The organism is Tardiphaga sp. vice154 (genome assembly GCF_007018645.1).
Taxonomy (GTDB): Bacteria; Pseudomonadota; Alphaproteobacteria; order Rhizobiales; family Xanthobacteraceae; genus Tardiphaga.
Genome location: NZ_CP041399.1, coordinates 4791531 through 4804913, shown reverse-complemented (window position 1 = coordinate 4804913; position 13383 = coordinate 4791531). Strand labels below are relative to the sequence as shown.

Here is a 13383-nt window from a genome sequence, read left to right as displayed (position 1 = left end):
CCTGAACCGACAGCGGCGCAAAGAGCGAGATCACAGCATGGCAGAGATCGACGACAAGACCAGGACCGAACTGGAGGCGGCGGTGTTCCGCCGCCTGGTTGAACATTTGCGCCATCGCACCGACGTCCAGAACATCGACCTGATGAATCTGGCCGGTTTCTGCCGCAACTGCCTGTCGAACTGGATGAAGGACGCCGCCGACGCCCGGAGCGTACCGCTGAGCAAGGACGATAGCCGCGAGGCGGTGTACGGCATGCCCTATGAGGAGTGGAAGGCGCTGCACCAGGCGCCCGCCAGCGCCGAGCAGCTCGAAGCGATGAAGAAGGCCGCGATCGGGCACTGACGGGAGAGGTCAAGCGGGATCGCGATTCAGACGGCATTAACCGCGTATTATTCCGGGGGTGCTGTGGATGTCGGTGATGGCGGCTTGACCTGAGTCGCCTCACCAATGAAGTGTCATCTCCAGCGACGGGCCCCGATTGGCGCCTGTTCCAGCCTTCCCACATCAGTTTAGGAGTTTTCATGGCCACCTCTGCAGCGTCCGTTCTGGACGATCAGGCGACCCATTCCTTCGCCAAGGACCAGCTCAAGGCTATCGTCGAGCGTATCGAACGGCTGGAAGAGGAAAAGAAGACGATTTCGGACGACATCAAGGACGTCTATGGCGAAGCCAAGGGCAATGGCTACGACGTGAAGGCGCTGCGCACCATCATCCGCATGCGCAAGCAGGACGCCAACGAGCGCGCTGAGCAGGAGACCATCCTGGATACGTATCTCCAAGCGCTGGGGATGCTGTAAACGGCCGTCAACGATTTGATCTTTCCCTCTCCCGCGCGCGAAGCGAAGCTTCGCTAGGTGGGAGAGGGTGGATCGAACCGCGAAGTGGTTCGAGACGGGGGAGGGGGAGCCGCGGACACCGAGTCTAACGCCGCTCATCCGACCGCGCTATCGCGCGGCCACCTTCTCCCGCAAGGGGAGAAGGAAGAAGCAAGCCGGGTCGATTGATAAATGCCGCCCGCGCCTCAGCGCATCGCAGCCGTTCGCATGAAGGCGGTCGTGGTCAGCGTGGCGGCAATCGAGCCGGTGAAGCGTTCGCAGACCAGGCCCATCAGCGGATCTTCCGAGAAGCTCATCGCCACGACATTGTGCGGCTTGACGAAGTGGCTGCGCAGAACGGTGAGGTCGCTGTCGCCCATCACGGTGGAGGACATCGAGGTGGTTGCGGACGGCGCTACGATCATCGCGCGCATCCAGACATTGTCATCCGGAATCGCCGCGGCGGCCAGCCGGGTCGAGACCGATACCACGCGACCCTGCGCCGGGGTGTTCTTGCCAACTACTGTGGTGACGTTGTTGACCGCCATCGGATTGCGCGCCACCGAGGTCGGCCGCATCCCGCGCGGCATCGGCGCGGAAGCGGTCACCACCTGCGGGCGATCGGGCGCGGACGCTGCGGGGGCATAGGCCATCGCCTTCTCGAACATCGACGTCTTGTCGGCGGCGACGTTGGCCGGCTGCGGATCGACGGCGTTGGCGAGCGCCTGGCGGGCGGTGAGGGCGGCGACGAGCTGCGGCGCCGCCTGCTTCGGCACCGCCGGCATGTCATCCCAGAAGCCGCGCGCATTGATGATGTCGGCGGGTGACTGCGGCCTTGAGCCTGCGATGTCGCCGGGCGGTCGCGGCAGCGGGTTGCCGTCCGACGCCATCTTCGGGGCGGGGGCGGGGCCCGGCGTCGGCAAGGACGGCATGTCGGCTGACGCGACCTGGAAGCTCGCGGTGCGGGCCGGCTTGGCGCGCGGCATCGGCACGGGTTCGGATTTCTCCGGCGCTGCCGCGGCCATCAGGCTGGCCTGAGAAGGCTTGGTCGGAGCGATCGCGGGGGCTGCGCCCTCGTCATCGTCGTCATTCCCCGCCTTGCCCTTGAACAGCGAGGTGAACAGGCCGGGCTTGTTCTTCGCCAACGAAGCATCGTCGCCATCGCCGCGCTTCTCGATATCGGCCATCGCGAGCTGATAGCCCGGCAGCGGCTGGCCATTGGAGGGTACGTGCACGGTGCGGCCGTTCGGGAACACCCGGGCCAGCTGGTCGTGGTTCAGGCGCGGCCAGTGCCGGATGCTGCCGGTGTCGAGATGCACGAAGGGCGAGCCCGAGGTCGGGTAGAAGCCGACGCCGCCGCGCTGCAGGCGAAGCCCGGCGTTGCGGATCTGCTCCAGCGGTACGCCGGGAATGAAGAAATCCATCGCGTGGCCTAGCATGTGCTGGCTGGAACGCGCCACGCCGGAGGAGCGGCGGCGCAGCATCGCGTTGGTGGTGGGGGAACGGTAGGCAGAAATAATCTGGATGGGCTGTTTGGCATCGACGTCGCGGGTGACTTCCCAGAGGATGTCGAACAGCCGGCGGTCCATGTTGGTCTGGTCCTGGCTGCGCCAGTCGCGGAGGAAGTAGTTGATCTTCTTCATCGCGTCTTCGTCGTAGCGGCCACTGCGCTTGAACGTGACGGTCAGGTCTTCGCCGGAATGCGTGTGGTGGAAGGATAGCGTGCGGCTATCGCCCAGCGCGGTGGCGTCATGCACCGTACCGGCCCCGGCCATCAGCAAAACCGACGTCAACCCGGCATGAAAGCCGGCGCGCGACGGCAGCGATGTGAAACGGCGTGCGAAGATAGCCAGCACGTATGAGCCCACCCAGTTCAGTCGAACTCCCCGCGACCCCATGCGGCGGCAGAGCGTGAACACGTCTTAAACAGGGAGGGTTAATCGAGATTTACACCCATCCCCCCAAGTAGAGCGTCAAACCTAATGCCTCGACTATGGCAAAAACTAGCCCGCTGCTGAAAGGCAGATGGAGAATGGTTAACTTTGGTACTGGGGGTAGTCACCAAAAAGGGCTCCGCAAACCTGCGAAGCCCTTGATGTTACAGAGTATTGGCTGTTTTAGCGGGTGACGGTGCGGCGTGGCCGCTGGCCCGGCGCCATCGGCGGCGGGCTGGGCTCGCCGAACAGCCGCTCGAAGAACGATAGGCCGCCGCCGGCGCTGGCCGTGGTGCTGCGGCCGTTGTCATTGAACGCCACGCCCTGCGGGATATCGGCGCGGGGACGCGAATAGCTCGGCTGCGCCTTGGCGACGACGCTCTCGAGGTCCTTGCCCTTGGAATTACGCAGGATCGACAGCATCTGGGCGTCGCGGCCATAGATGTCGGGGCGGGTCTGCAGCTTGCCGGCGTCGTCGACCCAGGTGGTCTGGTAGGTGATGTTGACCGGGATCGGCGTCGGGAATTTAAGGTCGATCTCGCTGCGGCCGTACATCGAGCGGATCTTCTCCGGCGTGTAACGCTCATTCGGCATCGTGATGTTCAGCAGCACCGCGGCATACTGGTCCGGGTTCTGCACGCGCATGCAGCCGTGGCTGAAGGCGCGGACATCGCGCGAGAACAGGTTCTTGTCCGGGGTGTCGTGCTGATAGACGAGGAACTTGTTCGGGAAGTTGAAACGGATGCGGCCGAGCGCATTGGCCTCGCCGGGCGGCTGCGCGATGTGAATGCTGCCGTCGCGGTTACGCGTCAGCTTCAGGCCCATGCGGTCGAGCACGGTGGGGTCCTGCTGCAGAGCCGGCAGGTATTCGTTGTAGATGATCGAGGGCGGCACGTTCCAGGTCGGGTTGACGGTGATGTACTTCATCGTCTCGACCATCAGGGGCGTCGCGTGGTTGCCGACCTTGCCGACCACGACGCGCGTGGTCCAGGCCTGCTGGTCGTTATGCATCACCTTCAGCGTGAAGTCGGGAATGTTGAGCATCACATAGGCGTTGCCGGCCGCCGGCGCGCCGAGCTGGCGCGGCAGCCAGCGCCAGCGCTCCATGTTGACGATCAGCGTGTCGATGTGACGGTCGCGCTTCGGCGTGTTCATGGCGCGCACGGTGGCGTCATCCAGCACGCCGGTGACCTTCAGGTCGCTGCTCGCCTGAAACTTGCGCACGGCGTCGGCGACCGCGGCGTCATACTTGGTGTCGTCGGGATTCTCGACATTGAGCCGGGCGCGAAGCTGCGGCACGCGCGGATCTTCCATCACCGCCACGCTCTGCTTCTTGGTCGGCTTGACGAATTTCAGCGCCGGGCCTTCGGCCACCGGCTGCACGGGCAGGCCGGTTTCGCCGCGCAGTTCGGCCAGCTTTTTCTTCAGTTCGCGATAGGCCTTGTGGGGCGGGTTGTAGCCGGCCAGCGCCGCGGAGGCGTCCTTCGCGGTGGAAACGTTGGCCAGCACCTCGGCCGGATCGACAGGGTGTTCGGGGAAGGCAATATCGCCGGAAATCTGCGACCAGTGCATGCGGCCGCTCTGCGCCTGGCGGGCATAATCCAGCATGTTGGCGGTGAGCTTCAGCTCGGCCTCGGCCAGCGAGTCCGGCGTGTTGGCAAGGGTGAAATCAGGGGCCGGGTAATCGGCCGCGTTGAGGCCGTCGGAGCCGGCGTCCTTGAGGCGCGCCATCACGCTTTTGGCGGTCGCGGTCGGCATGCCGTTCTGGGTCCACAGCGGCGCATAGTTGCGCGCGGTATAGAACTTCTCGACCGCGGCGCGCTCGCCCTTGCGGTCGAACAGCTTCGAGGCTTTGGCGCCGAGCAGTTCGCGAAGCTTCTCGGCGACCGGCTGTTCGGAGGCGGCGACGGTGGTCGCGGGCGTGGTGACGTCCCTGGCCTGTTCCTTGACGGGTTCGGCAGCCGGCACCGCGGCAGGGGTTGTCGCCGTGACCGGGGCGGGCGATGCGGCCGGTGTCGGCGCGACCGCCGTGTCGGCTGGCTTAAGCATGTCGGGCGAAGTCGCGCCGACGGTGGTGTCCAGAGCTTTCGCTGCGTCAGGTACAGACGCGGTGGGGTCGGCCTTGAAGTCGCTCGCGGTCGGCGGCGCGATATCGACGGGTTCGGGCTTCGGCACGGCGGCGTCGATGGCGAGCTCGGACACGCTGTCGCGCGGCGAGGGAGACTGCGCGAAAGCGGCGCCGGCGGAGACTGTCAGGAACGTCGCGGCGACCGCCATCAAGACGCGGTCAAATCCGGAGCGGCGATTCGAGTAGTCACGCATTCTCGTACCTCTTGGCTGAAGCTGCCCGGCATGGACCAGCATCGGTCGTCTGATTCATCGAATTCTGCTGAAGCGCCCGCGCTATCAGTCCGCACGCCACGATTCCCACGCAGACGATACACGCCCGGTACGAGCGACCGGGGCTGTTCAAGGTGCTAGCAACAAACTGACTTCAATACGTCTCTTTTGCAACGAATTACGCCGTTTTGACGGGCGCTTTTGGTCGCTGTGTCACTGCGCCGCCACGGTTTTGGTTCCCGTTGCGGCGCCGTCCATGCTCCATCGTGCAGCTGCGGCGCGTCAGTCAGTTCCTTCCGATTCGAGACTCGCGGCCTCCTTCGCGGCCGCTTCGTCGAGCTTGCGGTATAAGGTCGAGCGGCCGATCTTGAGCCGGCGTGCGACTTCCGACATCTGGCCGCGGTAATGCGCAATCGCAAAGCGAATGATCTCGGACTCGATCTCCTCCAGCGGGCGAACCTCGCCCGATTGCGTCAGCATGCCCAGGCTGCCAGCCGGCCACGGCGGGAAGGGCGTCGTCTCGCCACCTGGCGCAATCGCAGGCGCGGAGGTGAAAGCCGGCTCCATCAGCAGCGCCTCGCTTGGCTGTTCTGCGATCGAGGGGGCGTGGGCCGCGGCATGCGGAAAATCGTCGAGGCCGAGCTGGTCGCCTTCGCTCATCACCACGGCGCGGTAGATCACATTCTCAAGCTGGCGGATGTTGCCGGGCCATTCCAGTTGCGCCAGCCGGGTCATCGCCTCGCCGGAGATGCCGGTGATGTGGCGGTTTTCCTCGGCGCAGAAGCGGGCGAGGAAATGCCGCAGCAGATGCGGGATGTCCTCGCGGCGCGCGCGCAGCGGCGGGATCGTGACCGGCAAAACGTGCAGGCGGTAGAACAGGTCCTCGCGAAAATGGCCGCCCTTGACGCGATCGAGCAGCTTGCGGTTGGTTGCCGAGATGATGCGGACGTCGACCTTGACCGGCCGGCGACCGCCGACGGCTTCCACCGAGCCTTCCTGCAACGCGCGCAGCAGCTTGACCTGCGCGGCGAGCGGCAGCTCGCTGACCTCGTCGAGAAACAGCGTGCCGCCGGAGGCCTCGACGAACTTGCCGAGGTGGCGTTCGGTAGCGCCGGTGAACGAGCCCTTCTCATGGCCGAACAGGATGGACTCGACGAGGTTGTCGGGGATCGCGCCGCAATTGACCGCGACGAACGGCTTGCTGCTGCGCTCGCCGGAGCCATGGATGGCGCGCGCGAACAGTTCCTTGCCGACGCCGGATTCGCCTTCGATCAGCACCGGAATGGTGGAGCTGGCCGCCTTGCGCGAGGTGCGCAGCACCGCGTCCATGGCGGCCGAGCGGGTAATGATGTCCCGGAACGTCAACCGGCCTTCGCGGCTGTGCTTGATGCGCTGCAATTCGCCCTTCAGCGCACTGGCGTTGAGTGCGTTGCGCAACGACACCTGCAGCCGCTCGACGCCGACCGGCTTGACCACGAAATCATGCGCGCCGGCGCGCATCGCCGACACCACATTGTCGATGCCGCCATGCGCCGTCTGCACGATGACGGGAACGTTCAGGCCGGCGTCGCGGATCTTGGTCAGGACGCCCATGCCGTCGAGGCCGGGCATCACCAGATCGAGCACCACGGCGTCGATCGCGGGCGCGTCGCTGTCGGTCAGCCGCGCCATGGCAGCGTCGCCGGAATCGACCACGACGACGTCGTAACCGCAGCGCTGCACCATGTTCTCGACAAGACGCCGCTGCACGGCGTCATCATCGGCGACGAGGATACGTTCGGCCATAGATACTCCAAAGCGGGAATTGTCCCGAATTGGAGCACCATGGCGATGAAAGCCTTAAAGCTTTCATAACGTTGCGACGTCGCCGGTCAGCGGGCCGAAAGGCTCGCTGTGGCGTGGGGCCACACTTCGAGCGCACCGCGATAGATCATGTCGCCGGCCACATAAAGAATGATGGCGAGGCCGACATAGGCGATCCAGCGATGGTTCTGCAGCAGCTTGGCGATGAAGCTGGCGGCGAGGCCCATCAAGGCGATCGACAGCACGAGGCCGAAGATCAGGACGTTGGGGTGGTCGCGCGCGGCACCGGCCACGGCGAGCACGTTGTCCAGCGACATCGAGACGTCGGCCAGCGTGATCTGCCAGATCGCCTGGCCGAGCGTCTTGCGCGGACCGGTCGGCGTGCCGTCGGCATTGAGCTGGTTGTCCAACGCGTCGATGTCGTGCTCGTGGCCGGCTCGCAGCTCGCGCCACATCTTCCAGCACACCCACAGCAGCAGCACGCCGCCGGCGAGCAGCAGGCCGATGATCTGCAGGAGTTGCACCGTGACGCTGGCGAAACCGATGCGGAGCACGGTGGCGGCGATGATGCCGATCAGGATCGCACGGCCGCGCTGCTCCTTGGGCAGGCCGGCGGCGGCGAGGCCGATCACAATCGCGTTGTCGCCGGCCAGCACGAGGTCGATCATGATGACCTGCAACAGCGCCGCTAATGCATCAGAGGAAAAAAGTTCAGTCATTGGGGCCGCTCCGTTTTGAAACGTCCAGTCCGACATCACAGCTCGTATGAACTGCCAGAGGGGCCCGGGCCTGGACGTGATAGGCGCAACGCGTCGCGTTGGCGGGATGGTGGTTAGTCGGGTTGCTCCGAAAAGCAAACAAGCCGGACTATCTGCTCAGGCTCTATCAGAAGTGTGATGGCGACGCCAACAAAGGTCAGCACGCCTGCTACATCGTACCACAGGGGACGAACATCGCGCCGGCAAAGCATGGTGATACCAGCCGTCGTGGCGGCGATCGCAAACAGCAGCGTGGCTACGGCCGGTGCCAAGGCGTCGAGCGGCAGCATCGCGCGCAACGCCAGCGCCGCCATCAGTGTGACCAGCAGAACCGCCGCGAAAAGCTGCATCGGCCGTCCGGTCGAAGCGACCGGTGGATCTGCGAGGGGGCTGCGGTCCAGGAAGGCCATGCTGCATCTCGTCGCGTCCGGCGGCGTTCACGCAGCACGCCGATCATGCTACGACTAGTCGTCGGTTGGATCAATTCAAACTGGATAGTTTCGTAATCATGAAACTACGTAAGAAGCAAGCGAAGTTTGCCGCGGCCGAGCCGGCCAAGCCGGTTCCGGAAGCCAGGATGCTGCGCAAGCAGGCCGGCGACTGGCTCAAGCAGAAGCGCGCCGAGGCCGGCCTGTCGCAGGTCGATCTCGCGGCCCGGCTCGCCCTCAAATATTATACCTTCATCTCGCAGGTGGAGAACGGCTTCAGCCGGGTTCCGACCGACCTGATGCAGGCCTGGGCGATGCATCTGGGGCTCGAGCCCGCCGCCTTCGCCAAACACCTGCTGATTTATTACGAGCCGGAACTGCATCGGCTGCTGTTCGGGACATCAGAAAAATGACCGTCATCCCCTTTGAGCGCCCATCCATCGCCGGGGCCTGGAGCGAGGCCGAATTGAACGTCGTCGAAGGCGCGCTAGGCCGCCTGCGTGACGGCGAGTGGGACACCGGCCTCACCGAAATGGGCGACGCGCAGCTGTATCTCCTGGCACCGCGCCCCGACCAGGCCTGCGAACTCTGTGTGTCGCGGGTCGGCGGACGCTACATCCTGGAGGACGGCAATGGCCGGCTGCTGTTCGAGCACCGCAGCCTGCTGCTGGTGGCGATGCACGCCAGATCCGCGCTGCGCATCACGCGCTGGTCACTTGTGGGGCGCGTCGTTGTGGTGTGGTGTACGATTCGCGCTGCGATCCACGATCGCGTCGAGCCCTTGCTCGGCGAAAGCGAGGAATTGCTGGCGCAGTTGACGCCGCAATTGACCGCCTTCGTGTGACGACGATGCCAAACTGAAAGTGCCCATGTCGAAATCTGCGATGTCGAAATCTGCCCCCGCCCGCACGACCAAAGTAGCCCGCAAGCCCGTTGTGGCCACGAAAACGGCCGGCAAGGCCGCCAGCAAGTCGGCGGCGAAATCCTCGCCAAAGGCTGCGGCCAGGGCGAAGCCGGCGAAGCTGCCGGAGTGGAATCTGGCGGATCTCTATTCGGCGATCGATGCCCCTGAGATCGCGCGGGATCTCGACCGGATCGACGCGGACTGCGCCTCGTTCGAGGCCGACTTCAAGGGCAGGCTGGCGACCGAGACGGCCAAGGCCGGCGGTGGTGCCTGGCTGGCGGGTGCGGTGAAGCGCTATGAGGCGATCGACGATCTTGCCGGACGGCTGGCCTCCTATGCCGGGCTGATCCATGCCGGCGACAGCGTCGACCCGGCAATCTCGAAATTCTACGGCGACATTTCCGAACGCCTCACCGCGGCCTCGGTGCACCTGCTGTTCTTCGGGCTCGAACTGAACCGCGTAGACGACGCCGTGATCGAAGAGGCGATGCAGACGCCGGAACTTGGCCACTACCGGCCGTGGATCGAGGACAGCCGCAAGGACAAGCCGTACCAGCTCGAGGACCGCGTCGAGCAGCTGTTCCACGAAAAATCCCAGACCGGCTACGGCGCCTTCAACCGATTGTTCGACCAGACCATCTCGGGCCTGCGCTTCAAGGTGGCCGGCAAGGATCAGGCGATCGAGCCGACCCTGACCCTGCTGCAGGACCGTCAGCCTGCCAAGCGCAAGGCGGCGGCGCAGGCGCTGGCAAAAACCTTCAAGGCCAACGAGCGCACCTTTGCGCTGATCACCAACACGCTCGCCAAGGACAAGGAAATCTCCGACCGCTGGCGCGGCTTCGAAGACGTCGCAGATTCCCGCCACCTTTCCAACCGCGTCGAGCGCGAAGTGGTCGATGCGCTGGTAAGCTCGGTGCGCGCCGCCTATCCGAAGCTGTCGCATCGCTACTACGCATTGAAGGCGCGCTGGTTCGGCAAGAAGAAGCTGGCGCACTGGGACCGCAATGCGCCGCTGCCCTTCGCCGCCACCGGCAACATCCCCTGGGCCGAGGCGCAGGACATGGTGCTGACCGCCTATACGGCGTTCTCGCCGGAGATGTCGGCGATCGCCAAGCGCTTCTTCACCGACCGCTGGATCGACGCCTCGGTGCGGCCCGGCAAGGCGCCGGGCGCGTTCTCGCATCCGACCACGCCGTCGGCGCATCCCTATGTGCTGATGAACTACCAGGGCAAGCCGCGCGACGTGATGACGCTGGCGCATGAACTCGGCCACGGCGTGCATCAGGTGCTGGCCGCGAAGAACGGCGCGCTGATGGCGCCGACGCCGCTGACGCTGGCCGAGACGGCGTCCGTATTCGGCGAAATGCTGACCTTCAAGCGGCTATTGTCGCAGACGAAGAATGCGAAGCAGCGCCAGGCGCTGCTGGCCGGCAAGGTCGAGGACATGATCAACACCGTGGTGCGGCAGATCGCGTTCTATTCCTTCGAGCGCGCCATCCACACCGAACGCCGGAGCGGTGAATTGACCGCCGAGCGGATCGGCGAGATCTGGCTGAGTGTGCAGCAGGAAAGCCTCGGGCCGGCGATCGAGATCAAGCCGGGCTACGAGAGCTTCTGGGTGTACATCCCGCACTTCATCCATTCGCCGTTCTACGTCTACGCCTATGCGTTCGGCGATTGCCTGGTGAACTCACTCTATGCCGTCTACGAGAACGCCCAGGAGGGCTTTGCCGAACGCTATCTGGCGATGCTCGCCGCCGGCGGCACCAAGCATTATTCCGAACTGCTGATGCCATTCGGGCTCGACGCCAAGGACCCGACCTTCTGGGACGGCGGGCTGTCGGTGATCTCCGGGATGATCGATGAGCTGGAGGCGATGGGGTAGCTAAATCTCGTATTACATCTGTTGAACATCGTGAAAGGATGCGTTATACAATTGTATAACGCATCCTTTTCTTTGGGACGGCCAGTATGACGATGAAAATTGAAATCAAGAAGATCGGCAATTCCGACGGCCTGCTACTGCCCAAGGAATTGATGCAGCGGCTCGACCTCAAGCGGGGGCAGGAGCTCCATGTGACGGAGTTGGCGGGCGGTGGCTTGCAGTTGATGCCATACGACCCTGACTTCGAAGAGACGATGAAGATTGCCGACCAGACGATGGACCAATACCGGGACACGCTCGCAGCGCTTGCAAAATGATCGGGGCGTCACATGGACCAGAAGGAGCCGCGCTGGATTACCTATGAGCAGGCGATTGCTATTCATGGCGCGCAACTGCGCCGTTTTGGCGGTGCGCCTGGGTTGCGGGACGAGGGCATGCTGCGATCGGCGCTCGATCGCCCGATCAACAAATGGCAATACGAACAAGCTGAACTAGCGGAGTTGGCAGCGGCCTATGCCTATGGGCTGGCGAAGAACCATGCTTTCGTCGATGGCAACAAGCGGATCGCGTTTCTGAGCCTGCGGATATTTTTGGTGAAGAACTGCATCCAGTTCGATCCAGATCCCGCGCAAGCGACCTCCATCATCCTCTCCCTCGCTGCCGGCGAAGTGAGCGAGGAGAGCCTTACACGCTGGATCCGGGATAACTGGCCGGCATGATGCAGTGCGGTATGCAATGATCGCCGTGGCATGCCAGCATTGTTGCCCTGCTTTGCCAATTGAGCTAATTCCAAGGCAACAATTTATACCGGCTGGAGACGTCCCATGGCTGACCATAGCGAAATCGCCTACACCGCCGCCGACGGCAACGACTATCCTGCCCATGAGCAGACCTATGAAGGCTTCATCGCCCTGGTGAAGTACGGCACCATCGGCGTCGTCGCCATCGTGCTGGGCATGTACATTTTCCTCGTCTGATCCATCGCCGGTTGCGTCGCGCCCGCGGCGCCGTCGCCTGATTTGCTCGCGCGCGCGCATTGCGCCGCCGGAGGCCCCATGAAGATTGCCGTTGCCAAGGAAATCGACGCTGCCGAGCCGCGCGTGGCGATCTCGCCCGACACGGTGAAGAAGTTCAAGGCGCTGGGCGTCGATGTCGCCATCGAGCCGGGTGCCGGCCTGAAGTCCGGCATGCCGGATTCGGACTACACCGCGATGGGCGCGACCATCGAGGCCGATGCGGTCAAGGACGCCGATATCGTCATCAAGGTGAAGCGCCCCGAGGCGGCCGAACTGGCGACCTACAAGCGCGGCGCGCTGGTGGTCGCGATCATGGACCCCTACGGCAACGAGGCCGCGCTGCAGGCGATGGCCGAGGCCGGCGTGTCCAGCTTTGCGATGGAATTGATGCCGCGCATCACCCGCGCGCAGGTGATGGACGTGCTGTCCTCGCAGGCCAACCTCGCCGGCTACCGCGCCGTGATCGAGGCCGCCGAATCGTTCGGCCGCGCCTTCCCGATGATGATGACGGCGGCCGGCACGATTCCCGCGGCCAAGGTGTTCGTGATGGGCGTCGGCGTCGCCGGCCTGCAGGCGATCGCCACCGCGCGCCGGCTCGGCGCCGTGGTCACCGCCACCGACGTGCGGCCTGCCACGAAAGAGCAGGTCGAGTCGCTGGGCGCCAAATTCCTCGCGGTGGAAGACGAGGAATTCAAGAACGCGCAGACCGCCGGCGGCTACGCCAAGGAAATGTCCAAGGAATATCAGGCCAAGCAGGCCGCGCTGACCGCCGAGCATATCAAGAAGCAGGACATCATCATCACCACGGCGCTGATCCCCGGCCGGCCCGCGCCGCGTCTGGTCACCGCCGAGATGGTGGCCTCGATGAAGCCCGGCTCGGTGCTGGTCGATCTCGCCGTCGAGCGCGGCGGCAACATCGAGGGCGCGCGCGCCGGCGAAGTCGCCGACGTGGGCGGCGTCAAGATCGTCGGCTACACCAATGTCGCCGGTCGCGTCGCGGCCTCGGCTTCCAGCCTGTATGCGCGCAACCTGTTCGCCTTCATCGAGACCATGATCGACAAATCGACCAAGGCGCTCGCGGTGAACTGGGACGACGAACTGGTCAAGGCCACCGCCTTGACGAAGGACGGCGCCGTCATCCATCCGAATTTCCAGCCAAAAACTGTTTGAGGACAATCGCCATGGATCACGCCTCGCTGGTCAGCCCTTTCGTCTTTCAGCTTTCGATTTTCGTGCTCGCCGTGTTCGTCGGCTATTTCGTGGTGTGGTCGGTGACACCCGCGCTGCATACGCCGCTGATGTCGGTCACCAACGCGATCTCCTCGGTGATCGTGGTCGGCGCCCTCCTGGCGGTCGGCGTCAACATGGTCGGCAGCGGCGGCGTCTGGGCGCGGCTGTTCGGCTTCGTCGCGTTGATTTTTGCATGCGTCAATATTTTCGGTGGGTTCCTGGTCACGCAGCGCATGCTGGCGATGTACCAGAAGAAAAAGAAGTAAGGG

Annotated in this window: 15 protein-coding genes; 10 read left to right on the top strand and 5 right to left on the bottom strand. The window is 64.3% G+C overall.

The genetic code is table 11. The features are described from left to right. Nucleotides 1-37 precede the first annotated feature (37 nt). Both FIU28_RS22600 and FIU28_RS22595 read left to right on the top strand, forming a co-directional pair. On the top strand, nt 38-343 hold the full coding sequence (locus FIU28_RS22600; RefSeq protein WP_143575347.1) for a DUF1244 domain-containing protein: 306 nt from the start codon (nt 38-40) through the stop codon (nt 341-343). A 179-nt stretch (nt 344-522) separates the two neighbouring features. Continuing rightward, the gene (locus FIU28_RS22595; protein ID WP_143575346.1) at nt 523-798 is read left to right on the top strand and encodes a DUF2312 domain-containing protein; all 276 of its coding nucleotides are present in this window, start codon (nt 523-525) and stop codon (nt 796-798) included. Nucleotides 799-1022: 224 nt separating this feature from the next. On the opposite strand, the gene FIU28_RS22590 is transcribed toward FIU28_RS22595, so the two are convergent. From FIU28_RS22590 to FIU28_RS22570, 5 genes are all read right to left on the bottom strand, one after another. After that, entirely contained in the window at nt 1023-2672 is a 1650-nt protein-coding gene (locus tag FIU28_RS22590; protein ID WP_246660775.1) for a DUF882 domain-containing protein, read from the bottom strand. Nucleotides 2673-2933: 261 nt separating this feature from the next. Beyond that, nucleotides 2934-5072, bottom strand: a complete 2139-nt coding sequence (locus tag FIU28_RS22585; protein ID WP_143575345.1) for a L,D-transpeptidase family protein — start codon at nt 5070-5072, stop codon at nt 2934-2936. Between the two features lie 300 nt (nt 5073-5372). Continuing rightward, a complete protein-coding gene (locus FIU28_RS22580; protein WP_143575344.1) occupies nt 5373-6875 on the bottom strand; it encodes a sigma-54-dependent transcriptional regulator in 1503 nt (500 codons plus the stop codon). Nucleotides 6876-6961: 86 nt separating this feature from the next. Continuing rightward, a complete protein-coding gene (locus FIU28_RS22575; RefSeq protein ID WP_143575343.1) occupies nt 6962-7612 on the bottom strand; it encodes a TerC family protein in 651 nt (216 codons plus the stop codon). Nucleotides 7613-7725: 113 nt separating this feature from the next. Then, nucleotides 7726-8061, bottom strand: a complete 336-nt coding sequence (locus FIU28_RS22570; protein ID WP_143575342.1) for a hypothetical protein — start codon at nt 8059-8061, stop codon at nt 7726-7728. 98 nt (nt 8062-8159) lie between these two features. Here FIU28_RS22570 and FIU28_RS22565 point away from each other — a divergent pair, with 98 nt between their 5' ends. The 8 genes from FIU28_RS22565 to FIU28_RS22530 all read left to right on the top strand — a co-directional run bounded on the left by FIU28_RS22565 (nt 8160) and on the right by FIU28_RS22530 (nt 13380). Next, on the top strand, nt 8160-8492 hold the full coding sequence (locus FIU28_RS22565) for a helix-turn-helix domain-containing protein (protein ID WP_143575341.1): 333 nt from the start codon (nt 8160-8162) through the stop codon (nt 8490-8492). Further along, nucleotides 8489-8923 (top strand): hypothetical protein, encoded by a 435-nt coding sequence (locus FIU28_RS22560; RefSeq protein ID WP_143575340.1) that lies wholly within the window; start codon nt 8489-8491, stop codon nt 8921-8923. Before FIU28_RS22565 ends, FIU28_RS22560 begins: the two co-directional genes overlap by 4 nt. Nucleotides 8924-8963: 40 nt before the next feature. Then, on the top strand, nt 8964-10868 hold the full coding sequence (locus tag FIU28_RS22555; protein ID WP_143575339.1) for a M3 family oligoendopeptidase: 1905 nt from the start codon (nt 8964-8966) through the stop codon (nt 10866-10868). A gap of 92 nt (nt 10869-10960) precedes the next feature. Further along, nucleotides 10961-11185 (top strand): AbrB/MazE/SpoVT family DNA-binding domain-containing protein, encoded by a 225-nt coding sequence (locus FIU28_RS22550; RefSeq protein WP_143576347.1) that lies wholly within the window; start codon nt 10961-10963, stop codon nt 11183-11185. A 12-nt stretch (nt 11186-11197) separates the two neighbouring features. Then, a complete protein-coding gene (locus FIU28_RS22545; RefSeq protein WP_143575338.1) occupies nt 11198-11587 on the top strand; it encodes a type II toxin-antitoxin system death-on-curing family toxin in 390 nt (129 codons plus the stop codon). 105 nt (nt 11588-11692) lie between these two features. Continuing rightward, nucleotides 11693-11845 (top strand): aa3-type cytochrome c oxidase subunit IV, encoded by a 153-nt coding sequence (locus FIU28_RS22540; protein ID WP_143575337.1) that lies wholly within the window; start codon nt 11693-11695, stop codon nt 11843-11845. A gap of 78 nt (nt 11846-11923) precedes the next feature. After that, nucleotides 11924-13054, top strand: coding sequence for a Re/Si-specific NAD(P)(+) transhydrogenase subunit alpha (locus FIU28_RS22535; RefSeq protein ID WP_143575336.1), 1131 nt, complete (start codon nt 11924-11926; stop codon nt 13052-13054). Nucleotides 13055-13065: 11 nt separating this feature from the next. Continuing rightward, nucleotides 13066-13380: a proton-translocating transhydrogenase family protein gene (locus FIU28_RS22530; RefSeq protein ID WP_143575335.1), complete on the top strand. Its 315-nt coding sequence runs from the start codon at nt 13066-13068 to the stop codon at nt 13378-13380. Nucleotides 13381-13383 lie beyond the last annotated feature (3 nt).